General features: G+C 61.4%; 22 protein-coding genes and 5 tRNA genes. 9 read left to right on the top strand and 18 right to left on the bottom strand.

Annotated elements, in window-relative coordinates; translation table 11 throughout:
- Positions 1 to 263 precede the first annotated feature (263 nt).
- From P0D70_RS17085 to rph, 5 genes are all read right to left on the bottom strand, one after another.
- Positions 264 to 1,625, bottom strand: coding sequence for an alkaline phosphatase family protein (locus P0D70_RS17085; protein ID WP_408185373.1), 1,362 nt, complete (start codon positions 1,623 to 1,625; stop codon positions 264 to 266).
- Positions 1,626 to 2,425: 800 nt separating this feature from the next.
- Positions 2,426 to 2,515: transfer RNA gene (locus P0D70_RS17080), tRNA-Ser, on the bottom strand.
- A 55-nt stretch (positions 2,516 to 2,570) separates the two neighbouring features.
- Positions 2,571 to 3,800, bottom strand: coding sequence for a radical SAM family heme chaperone HemW (gene hemW, locus P0D70_RS17075; protein WP_408185372.1), 1,230 nt, complete (start codon positions 3,798 to 3,800; stop codon positions 2,571 to 2,573).
- Positions 3,797 to 4,444, bottom strand: a complete 648-nt coding sequence (gene rdgB, locus P0D70_RS17070) for an RdgB/HAM1 family non-canonical purine NTP pyrophosphatase (RefSeq protein WP_408185371.1) — start codon at positions 4,442 to 4,444, stop codon at positions 3,797 to 3,799. Before rdgB ends, hemW begins: the two co-directional genes overlap by 4 nt.
- Positions 4,437 to 5,177: a ribonuclease PH gene (gene rph / locus P0D70_RS17065; protein WP_408185370.1), complete on the bottom strand. Its 741-nt coding sequence runs from the start codon at positions 5,175 to 5,177 to the stop codon at positions 4,437 to 4,439. Before rph ends, rdgB begins: the two co-directional genes overlap by 8 nt.
- A 209-nt stretch (positions 5,178 to 5,386) precedes the next feature.
- Here rph and P0D70_RS17060 point away from each other — a divergent pair, with 209 nt between their 5' ends.
- The 5 genes from P0D70_RS17060 to P0D70_RS17040 all read left to right on the top strand — a co-directional run bounded on the left by P0D70_RS17060 (position 5,387) and on the right by P0D70_RS17040 (position 10,336).
- Positions 5,387 to 6,310, top strand: a complete 924-nt coding sequence (locus tag P0D70_RS17060) for a YicC/YloC family endoribonuclease (RefSeq protein WP_091799848.1) — start codon at positions 5,387 to 5,389, stop codon at positions 6,308 to 6,310.
- Positions 6,311 to 6,328: 18 nt separating this feature from the next.
- Positions 6,329 to 7,006 carry a guanylate kinase gene (gene gmk / locus P0D70_RS17055; RefSeq protein ID WP_091799852.1) on the top strand — a complete coding sequence of 226 codons (678 nt, stop codon included), beginning with the start codon at positions 6,329 to 6,331 and terminating at the stop codon, positions 7,004 to 7,006.
- Between the two features lie 60 nt (positions 7,007 to 7,066).
- Positions 7,067 to 7,270, top strand: coding sequence for a DNA-directed RNA polymerase subunit omega (gene rpoZ, locus P0D70_RS17050; RefSeq protein ID WP_006025620.1), 204 nt, complete (start codon positions 7,067 to 7,069; stop codon positions 7,268 to 7,270).
- A gap of 93 nt (positions 7,271 to 7,363) precedes the next feature.
- On the top strand, positions 7,364 to 9,721 hold the full coding sequence (locus P0D70_RS17045) for a RelA/SpoT family protein (protein ID WP_091799855.1): 2,358 nt from the start codon (positions 7,364 to 7,366) through the stop codon (positions 9,719 to 9,721).
- A 108-nt stretch (positions 9,722 to 9,829) separates the two neighbouring features.
- Entirely contained in the window at positions 9,830 to 10,336 is a 507-nt protein-coding gene (locus P0D70_RS17040) for a phage protein NinX family protein (RefSeq protein ID WP_091799857.1), read from the top strand.
- 150 nt (positions 10,337 to 10,486) lie between these two features.
- On the opposite strand, the gene P0D70_RS17035 is transcribed toward P0D70_RS17040, so the two are convergent.
- The 3 genes from P0D70_RS17035 to P0D70_RS17025 all read right to left on the bottom strand — a co-directional run bounded on the left by P0D70_RS17035 (position 10,487) and on the right by P0D70_RS17025 (position 10,881).
- Positions 10,487 to 10,563, bottom strand: a tRNA-Arg gene (locus P0D70_RS17035).
- A gap of 82 nt (positions 10,564 to 10,645) precedes the next feature.
- Positions 10,646 to 10,722, bottom strand: a tRNA-Arg gene (locus tag P0D70_RS17030).
- 82 nt (positions 10,723 to 10,804) lie between these two features.
- Positions 10,805 to 10,881 (bottom strand) — tRNA-Arg (locus tag P0D70_RS17025).
- Positions 10,882 to 11,001: 120 nt separating this feature from the next.
- Between P0D70_RS17025 and greB the strand changes: the two genes are divergently transcribed.
- On the top strand, positions 11,002 to 11,571 hold the full coding sequence (gene greB / locus P0D70_RS17020; RefSeq protein WP_408185369.1) for a transcription elongation factor GreB: 570 nt from the start codon (positions 11,002 to 11,004) through the stop codon (positions 11,569 to 11,571).
- A 112-nt stretch (positions 11,572 to 11,683) separates the two neighbouring features.
- Here the strand turns inward: greB and P0D70_RS17015 are convergent, their stop codons facing one another.
- Both P0D70_RS17015 and P0D70_RS17010 read right to left on the bottom strand, forming a co-directional pair.
- The gene (locus tag P0D70_RS17015) at positions 11,684 to 12,829 is read right to left on the bottom strand and encodes a porin (RefSeq protein WP_408185368.1); all 1,146 of its coding nucleotides are present in this window, start codon (positions 12,827 to 12,829) and stop codon (positions 11,684 to 11,686) included.
- Positions 12,830 to 13,364: 535 nt separating this feature from the next.
- Entirely contained in the window at positions 13,365 to 13,613 is a 249-nt protein-coding gene (locus P0D70_RS17010) for a hypothetical protein (RefSeq protein WP_091799866.1), read from the bottom strand.
- Between the two features lie 404 nt (positions 13,614 to 14,017).
- Between P0D70_RS17010 and P0D70_RS17005 the strand changes: the two genes are divergently transcribed.
- Both P0D70_RS17005 and P0D70_RS17000 read left to right on the top strand, forming a co-directional pair.
- Positions 14,018 to 14,221 carry a cold-shock protein gene (locus P0D70_RS17005; protein WP_007180812.1) on the top strand — a complete coding sequence of 68 codons (204 nt, stop codon included), beginning with the start codon at positions 14,018 to 14,020 and terminating at the stop codon, positions 14,219 to 14,221.
- Positions 14,222 to 14,570: 349 nt separating this feature from the next.
- Positions 14,571 to 15,722, top strand: a complete 1,152-nt coding sequence (locus P0D70_RS17000) for an exonuclease domain-containing protein (protein ID WP_408185367.1) — start codon at positions 14,571 to 14,573, stop codon at positions 15,720 to 15,722.
- 149 nt (positions 15,723 to 15,871) lie between these two features.
- On the opposite strand, the gene P0D70_RS16995 is transcribed toward P0D70_RS17000, so the two are convergent.
- The 3 genes from P0D70_RS16995 to P0D70_RS16985 all read right to left on the bottom strand — a co-directional run bounded on the left by P0D70_RS16995 (position 15,872) and on the right by P0D70_RS16985 (position 20,267).
- On the bottom strand, positions 15,872 to 16,468 hold the full coding sequence (locus P0D70_RS16995; RefSeq protein ID WP_408185366.1) for a chorismate mutase: 597 nt from the start codon (positions 16,466 to 16,468) through the stop codon (positions 15,872 to 15,874).
- Positions 16,469 to 16,784: 316 nt separating this feature from the next.
- Positions 16,785 to 16,934, bottom strand: a complete 150-nt coding sequence (locus tag P0D70_RS16990; protein ID WP_007180815.1) for a hypothetical protein — start codon at positions 16,932 to 16,934, stop codon at positions 16,785 to 16,787.
- Positions 16,935 to 17,567: 633 nt separating this feature from the next.
- Positions 17,568 to 20,267: an excinuclease ABC subunit UvrA gene (locus P0D70_RS16985; protein ID WP_408185375.1), complete on the bottom strand. Its 2,700-nt coding sequence runs from the start codon at positions 20,265 to 20,267 to the stop codon at positions 17,568 to 17,570.
- Between the two features lie 165 nt (positions 20,268 to 20,432).
- Here P0D70_RS16985 and P0D70_RS16980 point away from each other — a divergent pair, with 165 nt between their 5' ends.
- Complete coding sequence (locus P0D70_RS16980) at positions 20,433 to 20,705, top strand: hypothetical protein (RefSeq protein WP_408185365.1); 273 nt, start codon at positions 20,433 to 20,435, stop codon at positions 20,703 to 20,705.
- Between the two features lie 112 nt (positions 20,706 to 20,817).
- Here the strand turns inward: P0D70_RS16980 and P0D70_RS16975 are convergent.
- From P0D70_RS16975 to pepN, 5 genes are all read right to left on the bottom strand, one after another.
- A tRNA-Thr gene (locus P0D70_RS16975) sits at positions 20,818 to 20,893 on the bottom strand.
- A 55-nt stretch (positions 20,894 to 20,948) separates the two neighbouring features.
- The gene (locus P0D70_RS16970; protein ID WP_091799881.1) at positions 20,949 to 21,965 is read right to left on the bottom strand and encodes a class 1 fructose-bisphosphatase; all 1,017 of its coding nucleotides are present in this window, start codon (positions 21,963 to 21,965) and stop codon (positions 20,949 to 20,951) included.
- A gap of 121 nt (positions 21,966 to 22,086) precedes the next feature.
- Positions 22,087 to 22,542: a HigA family addiction module antitoxin gene (locus tag P0D70_RS16965; RefSeq protein ID WP_091799884.1), complete on the bottom strand. Its 456-nt coding sequence runs from the start codon at positions 22,540 to 22,542 to the stop codon at positions 22,087 to 22,089.
- Between the two features lie 16 nt (positions 22,543 to 22,558).
- Positions 22,559 to 22,840, bottom strand: a complete 282-nt coding sequence (locus P0D70_RS16960; protein WP_091799887.1) for a type II toxin-antitoxin system RelE/ParE family toxin — start codon at positions 22,838 to 22,840, stop codon at positions 22,559 to 22,561.
- Positions 22,841 to 23,036: 196 nt separating this feature from the next.
- Positions 23,037 to 25,733 (bottom strand): aminopeptidase N, encoded by a 2,697-nt coding sequence (gene pepN, locus P0D70_RS16955; RefSeq protein ID WP_408185364.1) that lies wholly within the window; start codon positions 25,731 to 25,733, stop codon positions 23,037 to 23,039.
- Between the last annotated feature and the right edge of the window lie 11 nt (positions 25,734 to 25,744).

The raw sequence follows: 25,744 nt of genomic DNA, 5'->3' as shown, positions 1-25,744 counted from the left end.
ATCGGTTGGTTCGCTGCGCTGGTGTGGGCGCGGTATCCGGTCAGCGACCGTCGCTTGAAGCACTTCGCGAGACGGGCGCAACGTGCGGTCGCACGAGTCACCATCGATGCCATCGTTGCACGCGCTGAATGTCGTGGCAGTTCAATCCCGGTATTCAATCCTCGCGTGGCGCCATTGGTTGCGCGCATTGCGGCAAACTGTCATCGCCATCCACGGGACTAGGTTTCTCCGTGTGGTCAAGCAACAGTCGGCGCCAGCTTCTTTCACGACCCGCCTTTATAGGTTGCAACAACGCCCGCAAGGTCTCCCCAGTTCGGCGAAGACAGCAGCTCCGGATGGTCCTGTTGAACCTTCAGCGCGACGCTGCGAAAGGCTTGGGCACATGCCGAGAGGTCGGCTGGCCGCGTGACGGGCGGCGCGACAGGCGAGCTCTTTGGTGTCGGCAGATTCAGTTTGGGGGCAGGGCCCGGCGTTTTCACTTCAGAAAGCGCGGAGCTGAGTTTCGAAAGCTGTGTGCGCGCGCTGACCGGAGCGGAATACGTGCCACCCGCATTGAATTTGTCCGCGAGAAGCTGAAGTATCGACGTATGGTCCAGGTTGCCGGAATAGACGCCGCCCGGTGTCACGTAGGGCGAGATCAGGAACGCCGGTACCCGCAGCCCGGTGGTTTGGAACTGATAGCCGGCGACGTCGGTGGGAATCGCAAGGGGACTGACGTGATCGAAAAATCCCCCATGCTCGTCATACGTGACAATCATCAGCGTCTCATCCCAGCGTTTGGACGCGGAGATGGTTTGATAAATGCCCGCAAGGAACGCTTGCCCTGGGGCGACGCCGGTAGGTGAGTGATCGTCATTCGGTGCGAGATGCGGGCCGTCGGTGTATTCCGGCTCGATGAAAATGACCTGAGGCATGTTCGCACCGTTCGTCCAGTCTGCCTTGAAGCGCGAGTATCGCCTGAACCTGCCTCCGTTGCCGTTTAGCGGCAAGGCGAGAGAAGTCACGATTTCAGGTAGCCACTTGGGCATCAGGCTGAAGAACGGGAAAAACCCTCCCGACTGGTAGACGCACCAACTCGCAGCGTGTGCGGTCAGCCAGTCATAAACCAGGGACTGCTCAGGAAGAAAACCCGAAACGTTGTCGCTAATCGCGCTCTCTCCCGACATTGCCATCAGGCGATTTGCCTGGGTTCCCGTGGGAAGCGGCGCAAACCAGCTATCGCACACCATGAAATTCCTGGCGAAGAAATCGAAAACAGGCAGTGCGTCGGCGGCGTAGTAGCCCATTACCATCGAAAGGTCGGGTGGCAGAGGATTTCGTGTCGCGTAGCTCGCGACGAATCCGCCCAGTTCCGGGCAGCCTCCGTTCGCGCAGGGGGTGTTTATTTGTGTCGAAATCGGCGTGCGGTCATGCGGAGGGTCGGGGATGAGTTGGGTCGACGGTGAAAGAGCATGGATGGGGTAGGTCTTGCCGTCGTAGAGGTTCGTGAAATTCTGCTGCCAGGCGGGATCGGCCGAGAGTCCGTTGACGTCCTTTCCCTTGAGGCTCAGGTAGCCGAGAACATGGTCGAACGACCTATTCTCCATCATCACGACGATGATGGTCTTGATGTTGTCCAGTGACATGCTGCCTCCGTTATCTCGCCATCAAGGTGACGACCTCGCCTGCTGAAGTGCCGGCGCGAAGGAATCCAGGGGAGCGCGGCACTGCGGACATCCTGAATCGAATGGATTTCCTTTGTCAGCGTCCCGGAGCGCGGGCTGAGACCACGTGGGTCGAACGTTCGCTGCGAGGGCTCGGACCTCTTGCGCAGGTTCGACGCGGCAGTCTTGCTTCCGGGTAGACGTTAAGGCTAGTTCACGTCACATCACTGTTCAACTTCAGTTGCGTCGTGGCGTCGTTGTGGCGTTATAGGAAAGGCCCTGTTCAAACCGCCATCTAGCTTTCCCTGCGGCTTCCGTGTTCGCAGTGGTTATCCCAAGGATCGGATTTCTGTTTGCTAAGACACGTCCTCAACCTCCTGAAACCATCGTTTCTCCCATACGGAGAGCTTGTCTTTTTTCAGATGACGCCGCGGATTGCCGCACATCCAGCAACTGCATGGGGTAGGTGTATCGACGACCTTACCGAGTTCCTCGGAAGTCAGGCAACGTCCCCACCAATAGAAGCGCCGATTTTTCATGATTCGCGCCCGGTCTGCCCGGCGCCGCGCTGTACCTGCCATTTCGCACCTCAATTTCGATAGCTGAATGTGCGAAAGCCCGCTCAAGGCGGGCTGGAGGGCAAATCGGATTTTGTGAAGTCTAGACCTTCTGGTGGCGCTTGTCGCGCATGCAGCGCTCGTGCAACGAAGGCTGATCAGCCAGGACCGCGCAGATGCGGTACAAATGAAAACGGGCCCAAAGGCCCGTATTCATTGATGTTCTGGCGGAGGCGGTGAGATTCGAACTCACGGAAAGATTGCTCCTTCGCCGGTTTTCAAGACCGGTGCCTTAAACCACTCGGCCACACCTCCAAGCCCTAAATTGTAACCTGAAAAAACCTCGTTGCGGCATGCCGTCGATCCGCAATCACTGCGGATCTTTCAGAAACAGCTCCTGCAAATCGTTCAGGAAAGCCTGGCCGAGCGGCGTCGGCGCAATTTTTTCGTGGTCGCGCGTGATCAGCTTGCGCCGTTCGGCTTCCTGCAAAGCCGGTTCGATCGACGTCATCGACATGCCCGTGCGCTCGATGAACCGATGCACCGGAAACCCTTCCACCAGTCGCAGCGCGTTCAGCATGAACTCGAAGGGCAGGTCGCGCGTGCCGACTTCATGCTCTTCCTGCACCGCCGTGCCGGCCTTCGCCTGCTCGATGAACGTGGTGGGATGCTTGTAGCGCGCCTGGCGCAGCACGCGATTCGGAAACGACAGCTTGGTATGCGCGCCCGCACCGATGCCGAGATAATCGCCGAAACGCCAGTAGTTCAGATTGTGCTTGCTCTGCCTGTGCGGCTGCGCATACGCCGACACCTCATAACGCGCGTAACCCGCGGCCGTTGTGCGCTCATGAATCCAGTCCTGCATGTCGGCGGATGCATCGTCGTCGGGCAGCGCGGGCGGGAACTTTGCAAACAGCGTGTTCGGTTCGAGCGTCAGGTGATAGAGCGACAAATGCGGCGGCGCGAACGACAGCGCCGTCTCGACATCGGCCTGGCATTCGGCGAGCGTCTGCCCCGGCAACGCGAACATCAGGTCGAGATTGAAGTTGTCGAAGTTGGTCGAGGCCACTTCGACGGCATGGCGCGCCTGCGCTGAATCGTGAATGCGGCCGAGCGCCTTCAGATGCGCTTCGTTGAAACTCTGAATGCCCACCGAGAGCCGGTTCACGCCGCTCGCGCGAAACTGCGCGAATTTGTCGGCTTCGAACGTGCCGGGGTTGGCTTCGAGCGTGATTTCCGCATCGGCGTCGAGCGGCAGCAGCGCGCGCACGTCCGATAGCAGCCGATCGAGCCCGGCCGCCGAAAGCAGGCTGGGTGTGCCTCCGCCGATGAACACCGTATGCACCTGCCGTCCCCAGACGAGCGGCAACGCCATCTCGAGATCCGCGCGCAAGGCGTCGAGATACTCGTTTTCAGGGAAGGTATCGCCTTTCCATTCGTGCGAGTTGAAGTCGCAATACGGACACTTGCGCACGCACCACGGAAAATGCACATACAGCGCCAGCGGTGGCAGCGACGTCAACCGGATGCTGCCCGGCGACGTGAATGCCTTGATGACGCCGTTCCCGATATCGGCCGGCACGGGTTTGATCGGAATCACGCTTCCTCCGTCAGGCGCGCGAGCAGTTGCCGCAACGCAATCGCGCGATGACTGCTGGCGTTCTTCACCGCCGGTTCGAGTTCGGCGGCGCTCGCATTCAGCGCGGGCAAAAAGAAGTACGGGTCGTAGCCGAAGCCATGTGCGCCGCGCGGCGCGTCCAGCATTTCGCCATGCCAGCGGCCTTCGGCGATCAGTGGCTCGGGATCGTCCGCGTGACGCACCAAAGCCAGCACACAGAAGTAATACGCGCGCCTGTCGGTTTCGCCTCGCAACGCCGACATGAGATGGGCATTATTCGCCGCGTCGCTCTTTTCGCCGCCGGCGAGTTGTGCGTAGCGCGCCGAATAGACGCCCGGCGCGCCACGCAGCGCGCGCACGCAGAGGCCCGAGTCGTCGGCGAGCGCGGGCAGGCCGGTCAGCTTCGCAGCGTGGCGCGCCTTGGCCAGCGCGTTTTCGACGAACGTGGGATGCGGCTCCTCAGCCTCCGGCACGTTCAGCTCGCCTTGCGGAATCAGGTCGATGCCGGCCGCGCCGAGCAAGGCTGCGAATTCGCGCAGCTTGCCCGCGTTGTTCGACGCCAGCACGACTTTCTTCAACGGCGAAGCGGATGCGGCTGCGCCATTGTTTTGACTCACCTCATTCACCCTTTTGCTCCAGCGCCGCTTTTTGCTTCGCGATCAGCGTATTGATGCCGTCGCTTGCCAGATCCAGCAGCGCGTTCATTTCGTCGCGCGAGAAGGGCACGCCTTCGGCGGTGCCCTGAATCTCGACGAAGCCGCCCGCGCCCGTCATCACCACGTTCATGTCGGTGTCGCACTGCGAGTCTTCATCGTAGTCGAGGTCAAGCACCGGCAGTCCGTCGTACACGCCCACCGAAATCGCCGCGACGTAGTCGGTGATCGGCGAGCTTTCGATGCGGCCCGAGGCCAGCAGTTTGGCCACCGCGTCATGCGCCGCCACGAACGCGCCGGTGATGCTGGCCGTGCGCGTCCCGCCGTCGGCCTGGATTACGTCGCAATCGATATGCAGCGTGCGCGCGCCGAGCTTCTCGAGATCGAACACCGAGCGCAGCGCGCGGCCGATCAGGCGCTGGATTTCCTGGGTGCGGCCAGTCTGCTTGCCGCGGGCGGCTTCGCGGTCGCTGCGGGTGTGCGTGGCGCGCGGCAGCATGCCGTATTCGGCAGTGAGCCAGCCTTGGCCGCGGTCGCGCAGAAACGACGGCACGCTCTCGGCGATGCTCGCCGTGCAGATCACTTTCGTATCGCCAAATTCGACCAGCACGGAACCCTCCGCGTGCTTCGTATAGTGGCGCGTAATGCGCACGTCGCGCAGCTGATTGGCCTGGCGGCCGCTGGGGCGTTGGGTGTTGTTGGTCATGTTGGAATCGGTCAGGAAGAAAAGCAGGAGGGAAAGCGCGATTTTACAGCCGATCGGGCGGGGCGGCTGCCCGCATGTGCCTTGGCTCTCCAAGGGGCTCATCGCCAAAAATGGGATAATGATGTTTCCCCGCCCCGCGTCTCGTACACGCCGGGCGATTCGACTCTCCGGCCATCGTCGAACGCATGGCCACAATCGCGAGAAATACGATGATCTACAGCATGACTGGCTATGCGAGCGCCACGCGCGAACTCGTCCCGGCCTCGGGCACAGGCGGCGTGAGCGTATCGGTCGAACTGCGCACCGTGAACTCGCGCTTTCTCGACCTGAACTTTCGTATGCCGGAAGACGTGCGCGTGTGCGAACCCACGCTGCGCGAAATGTTGATGAACAAGCTGTCGCGCGGCAAGGTCGATATCCGTATCAATCTGCAACGCAGCGAACAGTCCGCCAACGCGGGATCGATCAATCGCGACGCGCTTGCGCAACTCGCGCTGCTCGAACGCACGGTGCTCTCCACGTTTCCGGAAGCAGGGCGCCTGCGCACCGGCGAAATTCTGCGCTGGCCTGGCATTCTGGCTGAAACCGGCGTGGCGCCCGAAGTGCTGCGCGACGCCGTGCTCGCCTGCGGCAAGCAGGCCATCACCGACCTGATCGACGTGCGCGCCCGCGAAGGCGCGCAACTGGCGACCATGCTGCTCGCCAACGTCACCGAAATGGAAGCAATCGTCACGAAGATCACGCCGCTCGTGCCGGAACTGATCGCCAAGCATCAGCAGAAGATTGTCGAACGCTTGCAGGAAGCGCTGGGCATCGCCGCGCCGGATACGGCGGCGACGAGCGTCTCGCGCGAAGAAATCAACGAACGGATTCGCCAGGAAGTGACGATGTACGGCATCCGTATCGACATCGCGGAAGAACTGTCGCGCCTCACGGCTCACCTGAACGAAACGCGTCACGTGATCCAGAAGGGCGGCAAGGTCGGCAAGCGCCTCGACTTCATGATGCAGGAACTCAACCGCGAAGCGAACACGCTCGGTTCGAAGGCGGCCGCGAAGGAACTGGCGGATTCGTCGATGACCCTGAAGCTGCTCATCGAGCAGATGCGCGAGCAAGTACAGAATCTGGAATAAGGCTGGAGCACCACACAAATGACCGACCACCACACCCGCGAAACGCCGCGCAATCCGTACGCCGGTGCTTACCCTGGCAACCTGTTCATGGTCGTCGCGCCCTCGGGCGCGGGCAAGTCGACGCTCGTGAACGCGCTGCTCGCCGGCGACGACGCGATCCGTCTGTCGATCTCGTACACGACGCGCCCGCCGCGTCCGAAAGAGCAGGACGGCGAGCACTATCACTTCACGACCGTCGACGATTTCATGAGGCGGCACGACGCCGGTGAGTTTCTGGAAAGCGCGGAAGTGCATGGCAATTACTACGGCACCTCGCGCGTGTGGATCGAGGACCAGATGAAAAGCGGCCATGACGTGCTGCTCGAAATCGATTGGCAAGGCGCGCAGCAGGTGAAAAAGCAGTTTCACAACGCGGTCGAAATCTTCATCTTGCCGCCCTCGCTCGAAGCGCTCGAAGAGCGTCTGAAGAAGCGCGGCCAGGACGAGCCGAACGTGATCACGCGGCGGCTGCTCGCGGCCGGCAGTGAGATGGCGCACGCGGCGGAAGCGGAGTACGTGGTGATCAACGAGAAGTTCGATCGCGCGCTCAGCGAACTGCAATGTCTCGTGGCGGCGACGCGTTCGCGCTTCGCCTCGCAATACGCGCGCCACACGCAGCTTTTCGTGCAGCTCGGCATTCACCTGCCACACGCGTGAGCGCGGCGGTGACGCCAGCACATAAGGTAGAATAAGCAACATACTGAGAAGGAACCCAACATGGCCCGCATTACCGTCGAAGACTGCCTCAAACAGATCCCGAACCGTTTCGAACTCGCGCTTGCCGCAACCTATCGCGCGCGTCAGCTCGCGCAAGGCCACACGCCGAAGATCGAAAGCCGCGACAAGCCCACGGTCGTCGCGCTGCGCGAAATCGCGGCGGGTCAGGTCGGCGTCGAAATGCTGAAGAAGGTGCCTGTTTAAGGCGCACTGTTCCGTTTTCGATTGCGCATTGCCACACCTGTAATTGATCCACGTGCAGACCGGCGTCCAACCCTAACCGCTACGGAGGCGAACATGAGTGCTACCCCGCCCACCGCCACCGAAGCGGAACACGACGTCGACTCACCCTCGTCTGCACGCAAGTACATCGACGCGGTCCTCGAACAGTCGTTTCGCCATCTGTTCGGCCCGACCGCCACGCCGGAGCAACCGCGCCGGCATGACGTCGTCTCCATTGCCAAGCTGACCTCCGCCTTGTCCGGCTATCTGCAGCCGGAAGAGATCAAGGACGTCAAGGCGGCCTTCCATTTCAGCGACGAAGCCCACCTCGGCCAATACCGCCAGAGCGGCGAGCCGTACATCACGCATCCGGTCGCCGTCGCGGAAATCTGCGCCGGCTGGAATCTCGACGCCCAGTCGATCATGGCGGCGCTGCTGCATGACGTGATGGAAGACCAGGGCGTGACCAAGGCCGAACTCGCCGAGCGTTTCGGCGCGAAGGTCGCGGAACTGGTCGATGGGTTGTCCAAGCTGGACAAGATGGAGTTTCGCAATCGCGAAGAGGCGCAGGCGGAAAACTTCCGCAAGATGCTGCTCGCCATGGCGCGCGACGTCCGCGTGATCCTGGTGAAGCTCGCCGACCGGCTGCACAACATGCGCACGCTGGGCGCGGTGCCGCCGGAGAAACGCCGCCGCGTGGCGCGCGAAACGCTGGATATCTACGCGCCGATCGCTCACCGGCTCGGCCTGAACAATACCTATCGCGAGCTGCAGGACCTGAGCTTCGCGAACTTCAATCCGCATCGGTACGCCACGCTCGAAAAAGCCGTCAAGGCGGCGCGTGGCAACCGGCGTGAAGTGGTTGGCAAGATTCTCGAGTCGGTGCAGCGCGCCATTGCCGATGCGAAGCTCGACGCCGAAGTCACTGGTCGCGAGAAAACCATCTTCAGTATCTACAAGAAGATGCGCGACAAGCAGTTGTCGTTCTCGCAGGTGCTCGACGTGTACGGCTTCCGCGTGGTCGTGGATAGCGCGCTGGAGTGCTACACCTGCATCGGCGCGTTGCATGCGCTGTACAAGCCCGTGCCGGGCAAGTTCAAGGATTACATCGCGATCCCGAAGGTGAACGGCTATCAGTCGCTGCACACCACGCTGGTCGGCCCGTTCGGTGCGCCGATCGAGTTTCAGGTGCGCACGCGCAAGATGCACGAAATCGCCGAAGCGGGCGTGGCCGCGCACTGGCTGTACAAGAACGGCGGCGCGGATCTGAACGATGTGCAGAAGCGCGCGCATCAATGGCTCAAGTCGCTGCTCGACATTCAAAGCGAAGCGGGCGACTCGAGCGAATTCCTCGAGCACGTCAAGATCGATCTGTTCCCGGACGCGGTCTACGTATTCACGCCGAAGTCGAAGATCATGGCGCTGCCGCGCGGCGCCACGGCGCTCGACTTCGCGTATTCGATCCACAGCGACCTGGGCAACCAGTGCGTCGCGGTGAAGATCAACAATGAATTGCTGCCGCTGCGTACCGAGTTGAAGAGCGGCGATATCGTCGAAGTTATCACCGCCCCGTATTCGAAGCCGAATCCGGCATGGCTCGGTTTCGTGCGCACCGGCAAGGCGCGCTCGGCGATCCGCCATTACCTGAAGACCATGCGGCTGAACGAATCCGTTCAGCTCGGCGAGCGTCTGGTCGATCAGTCGCTGAAGGGCTATGGGCTGGCGCTTTCGGATGTCACGCCGGAAGCGTGGGAAAAGCTCGTGCAGTGGACCGGCAACAAGAACCGTCAGGAAATTTTCGCGGACATCGGTCTCGGCCGGCGTGTCGCGGCGGTCATGGCCAAGCGCATCGAAGTGCTGATGAGCGGCCGCGACGCCGACGACGACGGCTCGCGCTCCGACAGCAATGCCCCGCATGCGCCGCCGGTCGTCATCACCGGGACCGAGGGGATGTCGGTGCAGCTGTCCGCGTGCTGCCGTCCGATTCCGGGCGACGACATCATGGGCTATATCGGCATTGGCCTCGGCATGGCGATCCACACTACGGATTGCCGTGTCGCGCAGCGTATCCACCGGCGCGATCCGGGTCGCTGGATCGACGTTGCATGGGCGCCGCAACCGGGCCGTCTGTTCGACGTCGCCGTGAAAGTGCTGGTCAAGAACACCAAGGGTGTATTTGCCCGCGTGGCGGCGGATATCACGTCGGCGGACGCCAACATCGTCCACATTGCAATGGACGAGGATCTGTCGCAGGAATCCACCGTATTGCGCTTCGTGATCCAGGTCAGCGATCGCGTTCATCTGGCCAATGTCATGCGCCGGGTGCGGACAAACCCGGACGTCATGCGCATTGCACGGGAGCGACCGAGCGAAGAAGGGCATCACCGTCACGACGGCGGGATGCGGATCGACCGCGAGCGGGCGGATTACTGATCGGCGGCAGTTGCCCTGAGTCGGCTTCGGGGCGCGTCCAATCTCTTCGTTCGAATCTGAACGCACCGGCTACGCGCGAGTCTCACCCGACACTCAGGGAGAACGCTTGTGAATGTAGCTGACCTCACCGGACTGGCGCTTGATTATTGGGTCGCCCGCAGCCTGCACGACTTCGTGCGCGAAATCCACTTTACCGATAGCGGCGAAACCGTTTCGATTCGCGGCAATGACCGCGGGCGTCCGTGGGATGGCCGTTTCACGCCGTCCACGTCGTGGGAGGCTGCGGCGGCAGTACTGGAGCGCGCGCAGCGGCTCGAGGTGCGCGAGAGAACCCACCGCGGCGCGGCACACTGCATCGCGGAATTCGAAGGCGGGCACCGCACGGTGGAAGGGCGGGGCGACTCGTTGCGGGTCGCGCTCTTGCGGGCGTTCGTCGAAAGCCGTTTCGGCGATACCGTCGGCGATGTGCTGCACGAGGCGCAGGCGCTGACCGGCGGCCGGGCGCAGCCGATCGGCGAGCGGGAAATCGCCGGCGATCACGTGGCGGGACATTCGTTTGGGGATGCCCCCAGCCCGGACGGGCAGATCGGGGATATTCAGTCGCCGCCACGCTAATGGCGCATGCTGCGCCGCGGCGGGAAGCTGCGAGGGCGGTGCTGCGGGGAAAAAAGGCTGAGGGACAAAAAGCTGAGGGACAAAAAGCTGAGGGACAAAAAGCTGAGCGGCAAAAACAAAGGGCCTTCCGATTGGAAGGCCCTCTATAGGTGGTGCGGCTGGCAGGATTCGAACCCACGACCCCTTGGTTCGTAGCCAAGTACTCTATCCAACTGAGCTACAGCCGCACGCTAAACGGGTGACGCTTACTTACTGCACTGAAACTGGGTAAAACGTAAGGGCCTTCCAGGAGGAAGGCCCTCGAATAAGTGGTGCGGCTGGCAGGATTCGAACCCACGACCCCTTGGTTCGTAGCCAAGTACTCTATCCAACTGAGCTACAGCCGCACGCTAAACGGGTGACGCTTACTTACTGCACTGAAACTGGGTAAAACGTAAGGGCCTTCCAGGAGGAAGGCCCTCGAATAAGTGGTGCGGCTGGCAGGATTCGAACCCACGACCCCTTGGTTCGTAGCCAAGTACTCTATCCAACTGAGCTACAGCCGCACGCAGAAACGAGATTATAGCAAAGGTTTTGAAAAAGGGAAGCATGTAACTGCGATTTGTCTCATAGTCGTGATCGTGTACCCTTGATAGGCAGTCGCTTGCTGCAGTTACCGGACCATCATGAACAAGGCCTTTGTCAAAGAGTCGAGCGAAGAGAATGACGACGATCTCGACGTCGCCCAGCCGGACGTGCCCGCTGGTACAAAAAACTACATCACGCCCGCCGGCTACCGGCGCATGCGCGACGAACTGCTGCATCTGATCGACGTCGCGCGGCCGGAAGTGGTCAAGCTGGTCTCGTGGGCCGCCTCAAACGGCGATCGCTCCGAAAATGGCGATTACATCTACGGCAAACGCCGCTTGCGCGAGATCGACCGGCGCATCCGTTTTCTCACCAAGCGCCTCGATCTTGCTGAAATCGTCGACAGCAGTAAGCAGGAGAACGTCGACCAGGTGTTCTTCGGCGCGGCTGTCGAGTACGCGACCGAAGATGGCGAGGTGCACACGGTGACGATTGTCGGTGTCGACGAAGTCGATCTCGATATCGGCCACGTGAGCTGGATTTCGCCGATTGCGCGAGCGCTGCTCAAGGCAAAGATCGGCGATACGGTGACGTTGTATACCCCTGCCGGCCCGCAGCCGATCGACATACTGGACGTCAAATATCCTCCGCCAGATGCCGGCGGTTAGGCCGGGCTCCAATGCGCGGTCTATCGTGTTCTCACCAGGAACCGCGGGCGACGCGGCATAAAAAAAGGCGCCGCGAACGGCGCCTTCGACACTGCGGCTACGCTACGCAGCTTTAGAAGCGGTGACGCAAACCTGCGGTCACAGCAATTTGCTTGTTGTTGCTCGAAGCGGCCAGACCGTTGATGTCGGCATCGACGATAGCGTTTTCGTTGACTTGCTGGTACTCGCCTTGCAGATACACGTCGGTACGCTTGGACAGCGCGTACGCGGTTTGCAGGTTGAACTGGTTCCAGTGCGGGCGCGTGCCAGCCAGGCTTGCGCGGGTGTACGTGTACGAACCGGCAATGCTGACCGCCGGCGTCAGCGCGTAACGAGCGTTCGCTTCGAAGTTCTGGAAGTGAGCGCTGTTGTTAGCGAAGCCGATACCGCCCGTTTGACCGGATGCGCTAGCGCCGATACCGGCCAGGCTCGACAGGTTGGTTTGCGAGTACACCAGGCCGACCGTTGCCGGGCCGAACGAGTAGTTCGCACCCGCGCCCCACGTTTGCTGACGACCCGCGAAGAACGTGTTGTCGCTCGACACCGCGCCACCCGAGTTGAACGCCGCAGCCGCGCTGGTCGCGCCGTTACTGTTCAGTTGCAGGTAAGCAGCGGCAAGGTTCAGGCCGCCCCAGTTGTACGACGCGCCCGCGCTGTAGGCGCGGTTGTTCGCGAAGCCATCGGCCTGGTTCGAGAAGCCATACAACGCGCCGAACTTGAAGCCGCCGTAGTTCACGCTTTGGTACTTGACCGAGTTGTTGACGCGAAACGAGTTGTTCAGGTTGTCATTGTCGAACGGGTGTGCGAACTGCGTGCCGCCGTATTGCGTACCGGTCAGTGCCAGCGGGCCGACGTAGTCGACCATGCTGTCATATTGACGGCCCAGGGTGACGGAGCCGAACTGATCGCTCGTCAGACCCACGAACGCTTGACGACCGAATTCACGGCCACCTTGCTTGAGCGTGCCGTCATTAATGCCGAAGCCGTTTTCCAACGTGAAAATGGCCTTCAGACCACCGCCAAGATCTTCGGAACCGCGCAGGCCCCAGCGGCTGCCGTTCACCGAGCCGCTCGTTTCCTGCCAGTTGCTGTGACCGTGCTGGTTGTTCGTATAGGTGATGCCGGCGTCGATCAAGCCATACAGCGTGACGCTGCTTTGGGCGTGAGCAGCCGTTGCGAAAACCCCCGTGAGGGCCGCGACCATGAGTGTCTTTTTCATTTTGTAACTCCGAGAGCGAGAGTGGGCATGAACCCAGGCTTAAGGAGACCTTCACGCGGGCGCTGCGAGAGGCGTAATCCGAGTGAGAAGCGCGGTGAACCAAATCGCGCCGGTTTCCGGTTAGGCAGAGTGTAGAGAGACACTTCGCGAATTGGACGTTCCGATTTGCGCAATAAAGTATTACGCGTTCGGAAACGATATGCGAATGCAGTTTAAGCCTTATAAACAAAGGCTTCCGACACTTTCGAAGGGATGGAAATTGCGTGGGGATGAACTTGCGTTGCTGATTTGCGACAGTAATCGATGCAAAAAAACAACGCAATAATTCGTAAAAATAGGATTATTGTTGTTATCGAAATAGATGATTGTTATTTGTGTGAATAATCGAAATGGGCTGAAACGCTATACTGAAAGTTCTGCTTTCCGAAGCAGACTTTTTCGTTGACGAGAAAGATCTCCAAACCTTTGTCGGCGCGACTTCCCAGTCGCGCTTTTTTTTCGTCCGGCCGCCGCACTCGCTAATTGGCGAATGCGATCAGTGTGCCGGCGCAGTACCGTCCTGTTCGTTCCAGTTGTCCGTGGTGGAGACGCTCCAGTCCTCCATGACATAGCGGCGCGCGTCCATGGGCGACGACAGGAGGTTCTGCCAATGATCGCCGTGCCACATGGGATCGAATTCGAATGCGGACGGTGTTTCGGCGAGCGGCGCGGATGCGCCGGAAGGCGTGTTCGCGTGCGAGTGGGTCAGCCAGGTCACGAGACGACGAATTTCGTTGAACAGCATGGCAATCTCCTAAAGCGCGTTACTACTGACTACTGTTCTCAATCATCCCGTCGTGAATGCAATGCAGCAAGTCGGACAAACACTTACTGAAAACATGTTTTGTTACATGACTCGCACACTACGGAAGTTTTTCCCGCTTGGGAGATACCTCGCAACCAGTCAAGTAATATTGACATGTGGTTATTCTGTTGTTACTGAATAATTCAATGAGGGATTTTATGAAATGAGTCGGCTTTATCGAGCAGCGCGATAAACGTATATGCAGAATTCGCTTGACGGGATTTCTTGGTTCCCCGTATAACGGCAATTCCAAATATCGCCTGACAGAGCTTGTCGCACGAGCTGGCGATATTCGGCATGAGGGCAATGCCCGATTTTAAAAAATCATTGAGGGAAACTGGAAAATGGAAACGGGTATCGTCAAATGGTTCAACGATGCTAAGGGCTTTGGCTTCATCACGTCGGATTCGGGCGGCGAAGATCTCTTCGCGCACTTTTCGGAGATTCGCGCTGACGGTTTCAAATCGCTGAAAGAAAACCAGCGCGTCTCGTTCGACGTCAAGGCGGGCCCGAAGGGCAAGCAGGCAGCGAACATCCAGCCGCTGTAATAACCGGCTCTGCTGGTCCATGTTTCGCCTAACAGCGCAGTGCGCGCAGGCCCTCGCAAAACGCGAGGGTTTTTTATGTCGTTTATTGTCTTTCCGCGGAAGACTGATTTACCTATGTGGTCCGGAATGAATTGAATAGCACAGAGAATCACTCAATACCTTCGGTGCAGTCCCTGGAGGTTCGCCGCGAAGAAACATGACGAGTGGTCGTTTTAGTGCTGTCGCTCACTCGCGCGAAAACAGGGTCTTCGCGCCTCGCGCGGCGACCGTAATACGATGCCATCCGGGTCCGCCGCGGCCAACTGGTGCATACTTGCCGCAAAGCCACGCGTCCAAAGTATCCTTTTCCATGTCTGAACAGTTTTTGCCGGAACCGGCCCTGAATGGTCCGATCGTATTCGTCGACCTTGAAACTACTGGCGGCTCGACTGCCGAGCATCGCATCACCGAGGTCGGCGTGGTCGAAGTCGGACCTGCCGGCGTGTCGCGCTGGAGCAGTCTGGTCGACCCTCAACAACCGATTCCCTCGTTCATCCAGCAGCTCACTGGCATCACGAACGCGATGGTGCGGGGGGCGCCGACTTTCGAGGCTATCGCCCCTGCTCTTTTTGAGCGTCTGAACGGCAAACTGTTCGTCGCGCATAATGCCAGTTTCGATCGTGGTTTTCTGCGCGGCGAGTTTCGCCGGGCAGGATTGGCGTTCGATCCCGATGTGCTGTGCACCGTGCGTTTGTCGCGCGCATTGTTCCCGGCCGAGAAACGCCACGGTCTCGACGCTCTGGTCGAACGCCACACGCTCGTGCCGTCTGATCGTCACCGGGCACTCGCCGACGCCGATCTGATCTGGCAATTCTGGCAGCGTCTGCACGGCCTCGTGCCGCTCGACGTACTGCGCGCCCAGATCGAGCGCACCACGCGGCGGTATCGGCTTGCCGGCGACATCACGGAAGATCTGCTCGACACCGCGCCTGCAGGTTGTGGCGTGTATGCATTCTACGGAGACCAGGACCTGCCGCTGTATGTCGGACGAAGTGTGCGCGTGCGTCAGCGACTGCGTTCACACCTGACCGGCGAGCGGCGCTCGTCCAAAGATATCCGGCTTGCGCAACAGGTGCGGCGTGTCGAGTGGCGGGCAACCGGCGGCGAATTGGGCGCCATGCTGGCCGAGGCGCAATGGATCGCGAAGTTGCGCCCCGGCCATAACAGGTTGCCGCGTGTCGCAAAGAGCGATCCGGCGGATGCGCCCTGGCCGTTCGAGGGGCCGATCGTCTTCGAGGAGCGGGAGGAGGCGTCGCAGGCGCGCGCGTTTCATGTCGTCGACCGGTGGCGCTATGTGGGCCATGCGGCGTCGCTCGCAGAGGCCGCCGAATTGCATGCGTCGAACGCTGAGGGAGCATTTGAACTGTCGACGTACCGCATTTTGCAAAGCCATCTTGCCCGCGGCTTGCGTGTGATGCCGCTGGGCGTATCGAGCGTGACGCCCGTGGCGAATGTAGCTTGACAGAGTCAGCCGGTTGGGAATTGGGCGGCTTCGTTGTACCTCGCTTGGTTTCCAGCCTATAGATCTCCGGCCGTTCAGGACGGACAAGTACACGCGGCCGCTGCGCCAGACTGTCAAGCTTCAGGCTGCGCGCTCCACGCCGCCACCCATTAGCCCGTCGCGCCCACTCCGCCCGTTTCACACACGTGACCAAGGGCGCGAGTCAAGGCGCTCGAACGAAGCGAATCGTAGCGCGTCAGCGACTTCCAGTTGGCTAGCGATTGCGCAACGCGCGACGGACAATCCGGAGCAGCGCGCAGCGGTTGCACGCGTGCAAGGCCGGCCACGAGCGATTGCGTCAGCCGGTCCAGCTGCGGTCTCGTGCTGCTCGCCAGATCGGGCGCGGGGCCTTGCGGCGCTTGCGTGCTGCGCCACGACGCGAACAGGGCGTTTTGCACCTCCTTGCTGGCGTCGATCTGATCCTGGAAGAAGGCGCGGGCAAATGTAGGGTCGACGTTTGCCGCGACTGCGCGCTTTTCGACATCGGCGAGGAGCGCATTCTCGCGCGGCGTGTCAGTGATGTCCTGGTGATTCGCCCACTTCCAGCGCGCCACCGGTTCCGCGAGCGCGAGACGCTGCGAAGCGAGCGCAATCAGATTGGTGAGCGCAGTGTCGTCGCCATCCGCAAGAGCGGGAACTGGCGTGAATGCGAGGGTAGCGAAGAGCGCGAGCGCGCATGACGCGCCGAAGCGGTACGAACGATTCATGGAAGATGGCAGTGGCCGAACGGCCGCGGAGGAAAAACCAGAAGAATAGACGATGCGCCGCTCGTACGGCGTCTCTTCGTTTTCACGCAAAGCTAACGGCGCCGAAAGCAAACGACGCCGGCAATGCCGACAATACTTCCGCCTGGCATCCAGAAGGCGAGCAAAAACATGCGCGAGCCGCTCGACCAGGCTCGTGCCAATCAGGCGGATTTCCCCGCGTCTCGATATCGGGCAAAACACGAGAAACTGGACGCGTGCAAGCATTCGCCGCGCGCCGAGCGCGCGGATTCCGATGCTGCATCGCGCAACTGCACAGTTACTTCGAATCGCACGACTTGCGTTGTTCGTCGAAAAAGGCGCGAACGTGCTCAGGCAGTTCTGCACCCAGAAACTCGACGCCAGCGGGTTCCGGATCCGGGCAAAAGACTTTATCCGGGGTCGGAACTTTCGGTGGTTTGGCATCCATGATCTTTCTCCTTTACAAACCGATTATCTGCCTCGGTCCCCGTTTTGCACTAGAGCCTGATGCGGGTCACATCTTGTTTGTTGCTTTAACGGCACAGGCCAACAATGGAACGGAATGTTTGAATAGAATTTATCGGTTCATTGTTGATGCACCGATTGGTTCGTTGTCGGTCACACCAGTCCGCTAATTCTTCGACGTCCTTCCCAGCCTTGTCCCACGGGCGATTGAGCGCATAGCCGCGGTTTTTGTGCGGCACTCACTTTCTACTGAGTTATATCAGCCAGTAGTCGCGGATTTTGTGCGCTGCCGCATCGGCAGGATTTTCTTCTTAATGGGCCGAACGTTCGTTAATTACCGAGCGCTTCAGTCCGGGCACATTCAGCCCTCATTGTTTCGTAAACGATCGGTTTGCGGGTTTCGTTGACGAGAAAAACACTTTTCTTGATTTGTGCGTGAATAAATCGGCCCAGCGGCGCAGTGCGAACGGTGGGCTTTTGTCGTTCGCTTTTCATGTGCGTTAGGCGTGGGAGTTTTCACCGGCACCGGGTAGGCGGCTGGTTTGCCGGTGAAGTCGACTTGAACTTGGCTGAACGAAAAGCGCGGCGCTCGCTAGCGCGCACGCTTCCTTTGCAATCACGCTACGAGTTGCTGCCGCAGATAGTCGGCTGTGCGGCTTTCTTTGACCTGCACGACCTGGGCCGGTGTGCCGCTCGCCACGATCTTGCCGCCGGCGTCGCCGGCGCCCGGGCCGACGTCGATGACCCAGTCGCTCTGCGCGGCGACCCGCATGTCGTGCTCGACGACCACCACCGTATTGCCCGCATCCACGAGTCCCTGCAACTGGACCATGAGCCGGTCGACGTCGGCGGGATGCAGGCCGGTGGTCGGTTCATCGAGGATGTACAGCGTGTCGCCGCGTTGCGCGCGTTGCAGTTCGGTGGCGAGTTTGATGCGCTGCGCTTCGCCGCCGGACAATTCGGTGGCCGGCTGGCCAAGCCGCAGATAGCCGAGGCCGATGTCACGCAGCACGTTTAACGCGCGCATCACGCTGCCTTCGTCGGCGAAGAAGTCGCAGGCGGCGTCGACGGTCAGGCCGAGCACCTCGGCGATGTTTTTATCGCGCCATGTGATTTCGAGCGTCTGCGTGTTGTAGCGCGTGCCGTGACATGTCGAGCAGGGCGCATAGACGCTCGGCAGAAAAAGCAGTTCGACGCTGACAAAGCCTTCGCCTTCGCAAGTCGGGCAACGGCCTTGCGCGACGTTGAACGAAAAGCGCCCCGCGCTGTAGTGGCGCTTGCGGGCGAGCGGCGTGTCGGCGAACAGCTTGCGCACGTGGTCGAACAGGCCAGTGTAGGTGGCGAGGTTGGAGCGCGGCGTGCGGCCGATCGGTTTCTGGTCGACGCGCACGAGCCGCCGTACCGCATCCATGCCTTCGGCGATATGGCCGCCGGTCGGCACGTTGGTCGCGGCGAGCAGCGGGTCTTGCTCGTCGTCGTCCGGATTGTCGAAGACGCGTCCAAGGCGGCTTGCGACCAGCTCGGGCAGTGCCTGGCTGACGAGACTCGATTTGCCCGAGCCCGACACGCCCGCAACGGCCGTCAGGCAGCCGAGCGGAAACGCGGCGTCCAGTCCATGCAGATTGTTGCGCGTGATGCCGGCGAGCCGCAGCCAGCCGCCGGGTTCGCGCGGGCTGCGTTCCACCGGTGCAGGCGGCGCGAACAGATGACGACGCGTTTGCGACGCTTCGACCTGTGCGAGTCCGGCGGGCGGCCCGCTGTACACCACATGGCCGCCGGCTTCGCCGGCCGCCGGGCCGACGTCGACCAGCCAGTCGGCGCGCCGCATCATCTGCAAATCGTGTTCGACGACAAACAGCGAATTGCCCGCCGCCTTCAATCCCTGCAGCGCGCTGAAGAGCGCTTCACCATCGGCGGGATGCAGGCCGGCCGATGGCTCATCGAGCACGTACACGACGCCGAACAATTGCGACGACAACTGCGTGGCGAGTCGCAAGCGCTGCAATTCGCCGGAAGACAGCGTGGGCGTGCTGCGCTCCAGCGCGAGGTAACCGAGGCCCAGATCGACCAGCGTCGTCAGGCGTTCAAGCAGTTCGGCCGCGATGCGCTGGGCAGCGACGCGCTTCTCCTCCGACAGGTTCGGCGTGCGTCGTACGTCGGGCGAGGCTTTGTGCGCGGAACCGCCTGCCGCGACCCGCTTATCGACGGCATCGCGCATGGCGCTCTTGCTGAGCACGCTGCCTTTACCGGTGGTTTTGCTCGCGCTGTTGCCAGCATTCGCGGCGTCCGGTTCCGGCCATTCGCCGCGCGCGATCGGTTCGAGCATCGCGGCGAGCCGCGCGAGCGGCAATTGTGAGAATTCGCCGATATCGAGTCCGGCGAACTTCACCGACAGCGCTTCTTTCTTGAGCCGCTTGCCATGGCAGGTCGGGCACACGCTGCCGACCATGAACTGCGACACGCGCTTTTTCATCAGGGCGCTTTGGGTGTTCGCGAACGTGTGCAGCACGTAGCGGCGCGCGCCGGTGAAAGTGCCCTGATAGCTCGGCTCGTCTTTGCGTTTGAGCGCGGCGCGGGTTTCCTTGGGAGTAAGGCCGGCGTAGACGGGCACGGTGGGCTGTTCGTCGGTGAAGAGGATCCAGTCGCGGTCCTTCTTCGGCAAGTCGCGCCACGGTGTATCGACGTCGTAGCCGAGTGTCACCAGAATGTCGCGCAGATTTTGTCCATGCCATGCGGGCGGCCACGCGGCAATCGCGCGCTCGCGAATGGTCAGCGAGTCGTCGGGCACCATCGACTTTTCGGTAACTTCGTACACGCGGCCAAGTCCATGGCAAGTCGGGCAGGCACCTTGCACCGTGTTCGGCGAGAAATCTTCGGCGAATAGCATGGGCTGCTTCGGCGGATAGTCGCCAGTGCGCGAATACAGCATGCGCACGAGGCTCGACAGCGTGGTCACACTGCCCACCGACGAGCGTGCGCTCGGCGTGCCGCGCTGCTGCTGCAACGCGACTGCGGGCGGTAGGCCCTCGATGGCGTCGACTTCGGGCACGCCGACCTGCTCGATCAGGCGCCGCGCATACGGCGCGACCGATTCGAAATAGCGCCGTTGCGCCTCGGCGTACAACGTGCCGAACGCCAGCGACGATTTGCCCGAACCGGACACGCCGGTGAACACGACCAGCGCGTCACGCGGAATTTGCACGTCGACGTTTTTCAGGTTGTGTTCCCGAGCGCCGCGCACGCGCACGAAACCAGTGAATGTGGTTGAGCCGGAAGCGGGCGGTGCCGGGCGAGGCTTGTTGCGAATGGCGTCCATATCGATGAATAGCGGATGAGCGAGGCATGCTGGGGCGGGCGAACGCTTGAGAGATTGCACGGAACATGCCCGACGAATTGGTGATGATGCCAGTGAACGGTAAGGGCGGCGCACGCGTTACGTTAAGCAGGATCCACCGCCTATCATGGATAACAGCTATCTGAGATGCAGGGTGCGGTGGATAACGGACGCGCCGCCGCCAGCGCGGAAGATGGCAGTCTTCGCCCTTCGGAGAGTTTCGCCATGGAAAACGCTGTGTACTGGAAAGGTCGTCAGGTCGGAATCGAATGCGCCGGCCGGATTTTGTGGTTTTCTTCGGCGCCGCAGGAAGCGGTCGCGGCTTACGGTCCCCAGCGGGCCGAGCCGGCGCGTGCGGAAGACTCGATCGTGGCGCGTAATCTTTTTGTGACGGCGCAATTCGACCGGTCGGGGTTTTGAGGATGAGACGGCGTGGGGCGTGCTTTCGCCATAGTGCGGGCAGAGGCGGGAAAGCAGGCTTGAAAAACAAAAAGCCCAGTCACGAGGACTGGGCTTTTTGCTTGAATCTTGTTGGTGCCGGAAAGAGGAATCGAACCCCCGACCTTCGCATTACGAATGCGCTGCTCTACCGTCTGAGCTATTCCGGCATCAGGAGAAACGAGATTATATGGACTTCTTTAGGAGTTTGGCAAGCCCCTGAACTCACTTTTTTGCTTCGAGATGGTAGCGGGTGACCCGGTCCACTTCGTTCTTCGAGCCGAGGAATACGGCCACGCGCTCATGCAGGCTCTTCGGCTGGATGTCCAGAATGCGTTTCTCGCCATTGGTCGCGGCGCCGCCTGCCTGCTCGACGATGAACGCCATCGGATTCGCCTCGTACATCAGGCGGAGTTTGCCCGGCTTGTCCGGCGTGCGCTTGTCGGCCGGATACATGAAGATGCCGCCGCGGTTCAGGATGCGGTGCACGTCCGCCACCATCGACGCGATCCAGCGCATGTTGAAGTCGCTCTGACGCGAGCCGTCCTTGCCGGCCTTCAATTCGCCGATGTATTGCTCGACCGGCGGATACCAGTGACGCTCGTTCGAAGCGTTGATCGCGTATTCACGCGTTTCGACCGGAATGCGCATGTCGCTTTGCGTGAGCACCCACGACCCGAGCTCACGGTCGAGCGTGAAGCAGTTCACGCCGTTGCCCGTGGTCAGCACCAGCACGGTTTGCGGACCATACACCGCATAACCCGCGGCGACCTGCTGCGTGCCCGGTTGCAGGAACGACTGTTCCGTAGGCTGCTGGCCGTCCGGGCAGCGCAACACGGAGAAGATGGTGCCGATCGAAACATTGACGTCGATGTTCGACGAGCCGTCGAGCGGATCGAACACGAGCAGGTATTCGCCCTTCGGATAGTTCGCCGGGATCGGGAAGAACTGTTCCATTTCCTCGGACGCCATGCCCGCGAGGTTGCCGCCCCATTCATTTGCTTCGAGCAGGATTTCGTTCGACAGGATGTCGAGCTTCTTCTGCACTTCGCCTTGAACGTTCTCGCTGCCCGCCGTGCCAAGCGCATCGCCCAGCGCGCCCTTGCTGACGTGATAGCTGATCGCCTTGCACGCACGCGCGACGACTTCGATCAAAAGGCGCAGATCGGCCGGCAGGTTGTTGGTCTCGCGCTGCTGCTCGATCAGGTACTTCGTGAGAGTGGTACGACGTTGCAAAGCCATTGCTGTACTCCGGGAAGGCTTGGGGAATATTCCGATTTTAACCGTTCGTTGTGTCGGCTCCGTGCTTTTGCGCGCGAACCGTGTGCGGCAAGCCGCTGGGCATACCGATGCGTGGCGAAAATCAGGTTTTGCGGCGCGCTTTGCCGGCCGTAAGTTTGCCGCTTACGCTCGCCGCAAGCGCCGCGGCCCGGGCGTGTTCGCTCGACACCTTGGGCATTTTCGGGCGGTCCGCCTTCGGCATGGGTTCGATTTCACGTTCGATCTGTTCGCCGGCGGCGGCGGTGGCGACGCGCAGGTCGTAAGCGATTTGCAGGTTGAGCCAGAACTGCGCGCTGGCGCCGAAGTAGCGTTCGAGCCGCAGCGCCGTGTCGGCCGAGACGGCGCGCCTGCCGCGCACCACGTCGTTGATGCGCGGCGCCGGTACGCGCAGCGCCAGCGCAAGCGCATTGACGGACATGCCGAGCGGTTCGAGGAACTCGCTGTACAGAATCTTGCCCGGATGGATTTCCGGGATGCTCTTGCCAGTGTCGATATCCGAGAAATCGATGTTATCCAGATCGGAGCGTTTGATGACCATGCCGGTCTCCCAATAGTCAGTGATAGTCGACAATCTCGACATTGAGCGCCTCCCCGTCGACGAAATGAAAACAGATGCGCCATTGCGCATTGATCCGGATACTCCATTGCCCGCTGCGCTGGCCTTGCAGCGCTTCCAGCCGGTTGCCCGGCGGCGCGTGCAGGTCGCGGACGGACTCTGCGGCGTCGATCATGAGCAGCTTGCGGTAGGCGAGCGTTTGCATGTGAAGCGGCAGTGAGTACACGAACTTGCCCTGAAAAATTCTCGCCGTAGCTTTGTCGCCGAATGTCGTGATCATGGGATGATATAACGCGATGCGTTAAACGTAAACCGTTAAGTGAATACGTTTACTTTCACCCCGCCGGCGCGAGCCGGCCAGTCGTCCGGATGGCCAACGTTGCAGCCACGCGCCTCCTTGCCGGCGAGCGCAAGGTGAAAAAAAAGCCGGCAACACGTGCCGGCTTTTCGAAGCGACAACAGCGCTCAGGCGCGCATCATGCCAACGCTTTCTCCACGATCTCGCGCACGTCGCGCGATTTCACCTGCGCGGCCACTTTCTCCAGTGCCGCACGCATGCCGTCGCGCAGCGTCGGCGTGAAGCGGCGCCACAATTCCAGCGAGCGGGCGAGGCGGGCGGCCACTTGCGGATTGATGGCGTCGAGCGCGATCACCTGATCGGCCCAGAACGCATAGCCCGAACCGTCTTCGGCATGGAACTGCGCCGGGTTCGCCGCGCAGAAGCTGAAAATCAGCGAGCGCGCGCGATTCGGGTTCTTCAGGTTGAAGGCCGGGTGGGCCATCAGCTTGCGCACGATGTCGATCACCGGACGTTGCGCGCTGCCGCGCTGCGTGGCCTGCAACGCGAACCACTTGTCGATCACGAGCGGTTCCTTTTCGAAGCGCCGATAGAAGTCGTCCAGCGCCTGCTGCGCCTCGGCGCTGCCGCCATTGGCCGCCGACGCATTGAGCAACGCGGACAATGCCGCCGCACGGTCGGTCATGTTGTTCGCCGAGTCGTACTGCGCGGACGCGAGACGCACGGCTTCGGCCGGATCGTCGAGTTCGGCGAGATACGAGAGCGCGAGGTTCTTCAACGCGCGATGACCGGACGCTTCCGGCGTGGCCTCGTATGCGCCCGGCGTGCGATGCTGCTCGTACACCTTGAGCCAGTCGCTCTTGAGCGCAGTGGCGAGACGCTTGCGCACGAACTGCCGCGCGGCATGCACAGCGGCCGGATTCGATTCGGCCATCTGTTCGGCCAGATACGCTTCCGAAGGCAGCATCAATGCCAATTCGCGGAACGACGGCGAGAGCGTTTCGTCGGTCAGCACGCGTGCGAACGCGGCGACCACGGAATCGTCGAGTTGCAGCGGCACGCCCGTGGCGGCGCGTCCGGCGAGTGTGAGCAGTTCGCGCGTGGCGAGCCGCTGGCCGGCTTCCCAACGGTTGAACGGATCGCTGTCGTGCGCCAGCAGGAACGCCAGCTGTTCCGCCGAATAGTCGTATTCGACGATCACCGGTGCAGAGAAATTGCGCAGCAGCGAGGGCAGCGGCTCTTGCGCCACGTTGACGAACGTGAAGGTCTGTTCGGTCTGCGTGAATTCGAGCACGCGCGTGGTCGCGTGGCCGGCCTGCGCTTCGCCTTCCAGTTGCAGCGGCAGGTCGCGGCCGTCCTTGCCGATCAAACCGATCGCGAACGGAATCAGCAGCGGACCCTTTTGCGTTTCGCGCGCGGCCGGCGCACCTTCGCCGTAGCCTTGCGTGAGCGTCACGCTGTAACGTTTCTGCGCGGCGTCGTACTGCGTGCGCACGGACACGCGCGGTGTGCCGGCCTGGCTATACCAGCGCTCGAATTGCGCGAGATCGCGGCCGTTCGCGTCGGCGAGCGCGTGACGGAAATCGTCGCAGGTCACGGCCTGGCCATCATGGCGCTTGAAGTACAGATCCATGCCCTTGCGGAAGCCGTCGCGGCCGAACAGGGTCTGATACATCCGCACGACTTCCGAGCCTTTCTCGTAGACGGTCATCGTGTAGAAGTTGTTGATCTCGACGTAGCTTTCCGGGCGCACCGGGTGCGCCATCGGGCCCGCGTCTTCGGCGAACTGCATCTGACGCAGCACGCGCACGTCTTCGATGCGCTTGGTGGCGCGCGCGGCTTCGTCCGTTGCGCCGCCCGCCATGTCGGCCGAGAACTCCTGGTCGCGGAATACCGTGAGGCCTTCTTTCAGGCTCAACTGGAACCAGTCACGGCACGTCACGCGGTTGCCGGTCCAGTTGTGGAAATACTCGTGGCCGACCACGGCCTCGATGTTCGCGAAGTCGGTGTCGGTTGCCGTTTCGGGATTCGCCAGCACGTACTTCGTGTTGAAGATGTTGAGCCCCTTGTTCTCCATCGCGCCCATGTTGAAGTCGCTCACCGCGACGATCATGAAGCGGTCCAGATCGAGTTCGAGCCCGAAGCGTTCCTCGTCCCAGCGGATCGAATGGATCAGCGAATCCATGGCGTGACGGGTCTTGTCCAGGTCGTGCGGCTCGACCCACACCTGCAGCAGCTTTTCCTTGCCCGAGCCGCTCTTCACGCGTTCTTCCAGCGCGACGAGCTTGCCGGCGACCAGCGCGAACAGGTAACTCGGCTTTCTGAACGGATCTTCCCAGCGCGCGAAGTGGCGGCCGTCCGGCAAATCGCCTTCTTCGAGCAGGTTGCCGTTCGACAGCAACACCGGATAATCGGCCTTGCTGGCGCGCAGCGTGACCGTGAAGGTCGCCATGACGTCCGGGCGGTCGAGGAAGTAAGTGATGCGGCGGAAGCCCTCGGCCTCGCACTGCGTGAAGAAGTTGCCGCCCGACACGTAGAGGCCCGACAGCGTGGTGTTCTCAGCCGGATTGCAAATGCTGGTGAGCGTGAGTTCGAATTGGTCCGGCACATTGTCGAGCAGCAGGCCGTGTTCGTGCGCGTGCGCATTGGTGAACGGCTGGCCGTCGATCGCGGCGCTGACGAACTCCAGCTGTTCGCCCATCAGTTCCAGATGCGCGGCGCGCGACGCCTCCGGATTGCGACGCACGCGCATCGTGTTCCGGACAACCGTGCGTTCGGGAACCAGATCGAACTCCAGTGCGACGGTGTCGATCAGGAAGGCGGGCGGCGCGTAGTCGGCGCGGCGAATCACATTGGGCGTTGCGGTATCGGCCATGGCGTTCTGTA

Source organism: Paraburkholderia sp. RL17-381-BIF-C, assembly GCF_046026435.1.
In the GTDB taxonomy this organism is placed as follows: Bacteria; Pseudomonadota; Gammaproteobacteria; order Burkholderiales; family Burkholderiaceae; genus Paraburkholderia.
This window is presented reverse-complemented; position numbering and strand designations above follow the sequence as displayed.

Excerpts from the sequence above, each read along its gene's own strand:
- P0D70_RS17085 (WP_408185373.1), bottom strand. The coding sequence starts at position 1,625 with ATGTCACTGGACAACATCAAGACCATCATCGTCGTGATGATGGAGAAT.
- P0D70_RS17060 (WP_091799848.1), top strand. The coding sequence starts at position 5,387 with ATGATCTACAGCATGACTGGCTATGCGAGCGCCACGCGCGAACTCGTC.
- P0D70_RS16980 (WP_408185365.1), top strand. The coding sequence starts at position 20,433 with ATGCAGGGTGCGGTGGATAACGGACGCGCCGCCGCCAGCGCGGAAGAT.
- rph (WP_408185370.1), bottom strand. The coding sequence starts at position 5,177 with ATGACCAACAACACCCAACGCCCCAGCGGCCGCCAGGCCAATCAGCTG.
- P0D70_RS17000 (WP_408185367.1), top strand. The coding sequence starts at position 14,571 with ATGTCTGAACAGTTTTTGCCGGAACCGGCCCTGAATGGTCCGATCGTA.
- P0D70_RS16985 (WP_408185375.1), bottom strand. The coding sequence starts at position 20,267 with ATGGACGCCATTCGCAACAAGCCTCGCCCGGCACCGCCCGCTTCCGGC.
- P0D70_RS17010 (WP_091799866.1), bottom strand. The coding sequence starts at position 13,613 with ATGCTGTTCAACGAAATTCGTCGTCTCGTGACCTGGCTGACCCACTCG.
- P0D70_RS16960 (WP_091799887.1), bottom strand. The coding sequence starts at position 22,840 with ATGATCACGACATTCGGCGACAAAGCTACGGCGAGAATTTTTCAGGGC.
- pepN (WP_408185364.1), bottom strand. The coding sequence starts at position 25,733 with ATGGCCGATACCGCAACGCCCAATGTGATTCGCCGCGCCGACTACGCG.
- P0D70_RS17045 (WP_091799855.1), top strand. The coding sequence starts at position 7,364 with ATGAGTGCTACCCCGCCCACCGCCACCGAAGCGGAACACGACGTCGAC.
- P0D70_RS17015 (WP_408185368.1), bottom strand. The coding sequence starts at position 12,829 with ATGAAAAAGACACTCATGGTCGCGGCCCTCACGGGGGTTTTCGCAACG.
- P0D70_RS16995 (WP_408185366.1), bottom strand. The coding sequence starts at position 16,468 with ATGAATCGTTCGTACCGCTTCGGCGCGTCATGCGCGCTCGCGCTCTTC.
- P0D70_RS16990 (WP_007180815.1), bottom strand. The coding sequence starts at position 16,934 with ATGGATGCCAAACCACCGAAAGTTCCGACCCCGGATAAAGTCTTTTGC.
- rpoZ (WP_006025620.1), top strand. The coding sequence starts at position 7,067 with ATGGCCCGCATTACCGTCGAAGACTGCCTCAAACAGATCCCGAACCGT.
- greB (WP_408185369.1), top strand. The coding sequence starts at position 11,002 with ATGAACAAGGCCTTTGTCAAAGAGTCGAGCGAAGAGAATGACGACGAT.
- P0D70_RS16965 (WP_091799884.1), bottom strand. The coding sequence starts at position 22,542 with ATGGTCATCAAACGCTCCGATCTGGATAACATCGATTTCTCGGATATC.
- P0D70_RS17005 (WP_007180812.1), top strand. The coding sequence starts at position 14,018 with ATGGAAACGGGTATCGTCAAATGGTTCAACGATGCTAAGGGCTTTGGC.
- gmk (WP_091799852.1), top strand. The coding sequence starts at position 6,329 with ATGACCGACCACCACACCCGCGAAACGCCGCGCAATCCGTACGCCGGT.
- P0D70_RS16970 (WP_091799881.1), bottom strand. The coding sequence starts at position 21,965 with ATGGCTTTGCAACGTCGTACCACTCTCACGAAGTACCTGATCGAGCAG.